This is a genomic window from Streptomyces sp. NPDC014727 (genome assembly GCF_043083485.1).
Classification (GTDB): Bacteria; Actinomycetota; Actinomycetes; order Streptomycetales; family Streptomycetaceae; genus Streptomyces.
In genome coordinates this window covers 1-4117 of sequence record NZ_JBIBYR010000069.1, presented here as the reverse complement: position 1 = coordinate 4117, position 4117 = coordinate 1, and the positions used below count along the sequence as shown (strand labels likewise).

Below are 4117 nucleotides of genomic sequence, written 5' to 3'. Positions count from 1 at the left end.
ACCGTCAGCGGCGCCACACCGGCGAGCTCGGCAATGTCCTTACGCCGCCGCCCTTCGCCGGACCACAACACGATCCGTGCGCGAAGCGCCACGACAGCCGGCACATCCCGCGAACGCGCCAACTCCCGCAGCTCAGTCATCTGTTCAGAGGAGAGATCCATACCAGACTCAACGATCACAGACGCCTCAGGTTCCACAAACAGAATCACGAGACACTACGCAGGCATCGAGAATCCCGGATCCCCTGGGTGAACGCTGGGTGGTGCTTGCCACACTTTCAGCATCACGGCTCATGATGGTGGTCGTGCCGGAGGAATGGGAATCGGAGGGCGGCAGAGGTGTCGGTGCCGGCCCTCTGACTTCCATGTCGAGCGGCGAGCAGCCGCAGGGCAACAGGTTCGACCGACTCAATGGGCTTCCTGCTCGGCCACGCTCCGGCACAACGGCCGGGACCGTGTACGCCCCATGTGGCGCCGTACAGCCACCCCAGCACCCCAGGGCCACCTCAGTACCGGCCGGATCGCGCCCTACCGCGCCTGACGTCCCGTCCGGACCCTGAACCATATGGGGGACACCGAGAACTCCGCGACAGGCCCGGACCATCCCGACGACGACCTGCAAGCCCTCCGCGAAGGCGCCACCGCACCCGCACCACCCGCGCCGCCCGACTGCCCGGACTGCGGGCTTCCACAGGACCGGTACCCCACTCTCCACGAGGGCCACTGGGTGCTCCTCGAACCCGACGTCACCGTCCCCTCCCACCACCTGCCACCCCGCCGACGGTGGCTCACCACCGCGGACGGCAGAGCGTGGAACACGTGGGACGCCGAACCCACCACCGGCGCCCTGTGCCGTGTGGCCCACCACCTCGTCTGCCCCTACCCCACTGCCGATACACGCTGGCCCTGGCCGTGGGGAACCACGCTGCGCGAGGAGAACGACCACCGAGCACAGCGCCTGTTCAACCTCCCCAACCTGCGGGACCTTCCCGACGCGAGCTGACAGTACGGTGTCCGGGGGCGGGCTTCGGTCCACCATGAGTGATCAGTTCTTCTCTCGGCCGAGTCCGTATCAGTCGAGTCCGAGCAGAAGACACTGCGGAGTCCACGGGTCCTGCCCGCAAACCCGTGGTGGCCGCCGCCCATCACGTGCCGAGTCCGTCGTCACACCGGTCGTGGTCGCCTCCACAGCAGCATGACCGCCAGGAGGGCCGCCATGCTGGGAGCCAGCCCAACCCAACCCAGCGCCGGGGGCAGGCCGGTGGCGCCGGAGGTGTCTTTCGTGAGCAGCCCGGTCAGCCCGACGCTCGTGCCCAGCACGAACATCACGGTCGCGGCAGGACGAGCCCACCGCTTGCCTGCCTTGACGGCCCAGATCGTCCAGAGCCAGGCGATGACGCCGAGCGCTCCGATCACGGACAAGAGGACCAGGTACGTGGAGACAGCCGAGTCGACCCGCGCCTGGGTGTACGTGGGATAGCCGGACCGGATGTGATCGGCGAGCAGATGGGTGGTGGCACGGTCGACATACGGGACGGTCGTCGCGACGACGGTGAGCCCAAGGCCCGTGTACATCGCCCCGATGGCCATTCGCTCATGACGTGTCTTCGTCATCGGAGTGCTCTCCTCGATGGTCACGCGGTGAGGGCGGATCGGAGGAATTCGAGAATCTCCGCCCGCGCGGCCCGGGCCTGCGGATCCACGCCCGGCATGGTGAGGAACGCGTGTCCCGATCCGGGGTATTCGGTGAGCCGCGTGGGTGTCCCGGCCGCCTGCAGCCGTTCGGCATAGCGTCGGCCGTGATCAGCCACAGGGTCGTGGGTGGGCACCACCACGAGCGCTGGGGCCAGTTCGGTGAGGTTGTCGGCGTACAGCGGCGAGAGCGCACGGGGGTCGGTTCCCGGTGGAACGGAGAGCCGCTGGAACAGTTGCAGCTGGGGCACGGCGAGAGTCTTGTTGGCGTGTTCGGTGACCGAGGCGTAGTCGAGCATCGTCCTGGTCACATCGACAGCAGGATTGACCAGCACCTGACCCTGGAGATGCAGCCCGGTCTTCTTGGCCCGGATCGCTGCCAGGGCGCTGATCAACGCGCCGCAGCTCTCGCCGAAGACGGCGATCCGCGCCGGGGCGATGCCCCATCGCGAGGCGTGCCGCACCACGTGCTGGAGCACGTCCCATCCGTCGTCGACGGCCGCTGACAGCGGAGTTTCCAGGTCGAGGAGGCGGTGCTCGACCGAAACGACGACCGCGGGCAGTCGGGCGGCGAGGTGGCTGTTGGTCCAGTCGCACTGCACCGCCGTACCCACGAAGCTGCCTCCGTGCACGTGGAGCACGAGGGGCAGCTCGGCCCGGTCGGCGCCTTCGCCGTCGCGCCCGGGGGCCGGCCGGTACACCCGAACCGGAAGTTCGCGCCCGGGCAGCGCCACCTCCTGCCAGTGGATCGCGGCGCCGGGATCCGGTTCCCCGGTGATCGCCCGCGCTGCTCCGGACGCCCGAAAGCGGTTCTCCGCGTCGCGGTAGACGACCAGTTCCTCGGCCGTCATCGCCAACCAGTCCGGCTCCGGCGGCCGCTCCGTAACAGTGACCTCACCCATATCTCCTCCTTGGCCAGATGTGTGGACCGACGACTTGAAACCTACGCCGTAGGTTTGCGTTCAGCACGGTAATTTCTACGGTGTAGGTTTGGCAAGGAGGAGAAAGGAGCGGACATGGCCAGACGCGCTCAGGGGACCTCAGCGGGACTCGACCGCTCGCGCATCGCCGCCGCCGCTGTCGCACTGGTCGACCGCGACGGCCTGGAGCACTTCGGGGTACGGCGACTCGCGCAGGAGCTCGGGGTCGACCCGATGTCGATCTACCATCACATCAAGGGCAAGGCAGCCCTGCTGGACGCGATGTCCGAGGCAGTGCTCGCCGAGGTGGCGGCCACCGCGGACGACGACGCATCCCACAACTGGGAGGACATCGCCCGCCGGACTGCGCACGGCTACCGCGAGATGGCTTACCGGCACCCCCGAGTGTTCCCGCTGCTCGTGACGCGCGCTCAGACCTCACAGGTGGCCATCTCCGCCCTGGAGAGGCTGGTCACCGCGATGCGTGAGGCCGGCCTGCCCCACCAGGTGGTCGCGGACGCGCCCATGGTGCTGTTCAGTTTCCTCAATGGACACCTGCTGGCGCGCACGAGCGGCGGGCCCGACGGGCCCGGCGCCGTACCCGCGTTCGAGCCCGCCTCGTACCCGTCCATGGCCGCCCTCACCCCTCTCATGGCCGGCTTCGGATCCCTGACGGAGTTCGACCGGATGCTCGACACCGTGCTCAGCGGGATCAAGAACCGGACTGCCCTCTAGGCCCCCTGCCGGTGTCCACGGCAGCAGTTCGGTGGGCGTACCAACGGCTTGGGGTGGCACACGAAAGTCCGACCCGCCGCGGCGCGGGGCGGCTGCTGCTCGTGATCGCTCATACCACCAGGAGGCCACGGAACACCTGTGGACAGCTTTCGGAGTCCGGGCAGGTCGCGCCGGGGGGCAACGGCCCAGGCCCGGTGGCCGCCTCCTCCGAGGCGGTGGCCACCGCTCGCTCAGCTCGTCAAAGTGCCTTGGTGGAAGTACAGGCGCCAGCCCACTTCCGTCAGACGCCACACGGAGCTCCGCCACGCTCGGCGCCCGTTGTGGTCAGCGAAGTACGTCAGGTGAACGATGCCGGGAGCGAGCACGGTCCCTGACATCTCGCTGACCTTGACCGGGGCTTCGGTGACCACTGAGCCGTCACTCGTCACCGAGAGAATCGACGTCGCGTCCCAGCGCCGCCCCGACGCTCCGATCTCAAGGAATTCCGGGTCCAGGAGCTCCGAGACCAGGGCCGGCGAAGCCCGCACGTCAGGGTCGAGAAGCCGCTTCTCCGCCTCAATGGCCGCTGAAACGGTCGGCTCATTCTCGTCTGTCATGCACAAACCTTAAGGACGCTGCTTGTCACTGCACAGCCGATATTTCACGCAACGCGAGCAGCGGCTCCTGGCGATGTCCCGGGACTGTAAAACGTTCGGTGTAACTCCCGATCATGGAAGATGCATCGATGACCAGCAACAACATGACCGAGGCCGAGTCTGTCGAGCCCTCTGA

5 protein-coding genes are annotated in these 4117 nt (G+C 67.8%); 2 read left to right on the top strand and 3 right to left on the bottom strand.

Going from position 1 to position 4117, the window contains the following annotated elements; genetic code table 11:
* Nucleotides 1–564 precede the first annotated feature (564 nt).
* Nucleotides 565–1002, top strand: coding sequence for a DUF6083 domain-containing protein (locus tag ACF1B9_RS37865; RefSeq protein WP_391746361.1), 438 nt, complete (start codon nucleotides 565–567; stop codon nucleotides 1000–1002).
* A gap of 161 nt (nucleotides 1003–1163) precedes the next feature.
* Here the strand turns inward: ACF1B9_RS37865 and ACF1B9_RS37860 are convergent, their stop codons facing one another.
* Nucleotides 1164–1613: a hypothetical protein gene (locus ACF1B9_RS37860; protein WP_391746360.1), complete on the bottom strand. Its 450-nt coding sequence runs from the start codon at nucleotides 1611–1613 to the stop codon at nucleotides 1164–1166.
* A gap of 20 nt (nucleotides 1614–1633) precedes the next feature.
* Nucleotides 1634–2593: an alpha/beta hydrolase gene (locus ACF1B9_RS37855; RefSeq protein ID WP_391746359.1), complete on the bottom strand. Its 960-nt coding sequence runs from the start codon at nucleotides 2591–2593 to the stop codon at nucleotides 1634–1636.
* Nucleotides 2594–2707: 114 nt separating this feature from the next.
* On the opposite strand from ACF1B9_RS37855, the gene ACF1B9_RS37850 reads away from it, so the two are divergent.
* A complete protein-coding gene (locus ACF1B9_RS37850; RefSeq protein ID WP_391746358.1) occupies nucleotides 2708–3346 on the top strand; it encodes a TetR/AcrR family transcriptional regulator in 639 nt (212 codons plus the stop codon).
* Nucleotides 3347–3576: 230 nt separating this feature from the next.
* Here ACF1B9_RS37850 and ACF1B9_RS37845 read toward each other — a convergent pair whose 3' ends face one another.
* Nucleotides 3577–3942 (bottom strand): DUF4440 domain-containing protein, encoded by a 366-nt coding sequence (locus tag ACF1B9_RS37845; RefSeq protein ID WP_391746357.1) that lies wholly within the window; start codon nucleotides 3940–3942, stop codon nucleotides 3577–3579.
* Nucleotides 3943–4117 lie beyond the last annotated feature (175 nt).

What these genes read in the sequence shown, in the direction of transcription:
- ACF1B9_RS37865 (WP_391746361.1), top strand. Translation starts at nt 565, where the DNA reads ATGGGGGACACCGAGAACTCCGCGACAGGCCCGGACCATCCCGACGAC.
- ACF1B9_RS37860 (WP_391746360.1), bottom strand. Translation starts at nt 1,613, where the DNA reads ATGACGAAGACACGTCATGAGCGAATGGCCATCGGGGCGATGTACACG.
- ACF1B9_RS37855 (WP_391746359.1), bottom strand. Translation starts at nt 2,593, where the DNA reads ATGGGTGAGGTCACTGTTACGGAGCGGCCGCCGGAGCCGGACTGGTTG.
- ACF1B9_RS37850 (WP_391746358.1), top strand. Translation starts at nt 2,708, where the DNA reads ATGGCCAGACGCGCTCAGGGGACCTCAGCGGGACTCGACCGCTCGCGC.
- ACF1B9_RS37845 (WP_391746357.1), bottom strand. Translation starts at nt 3,942, where the DNA reads ATGACAGACGAGAATGAGCCGACCGTTTCAGCGGCCATTGAGGCGGAG.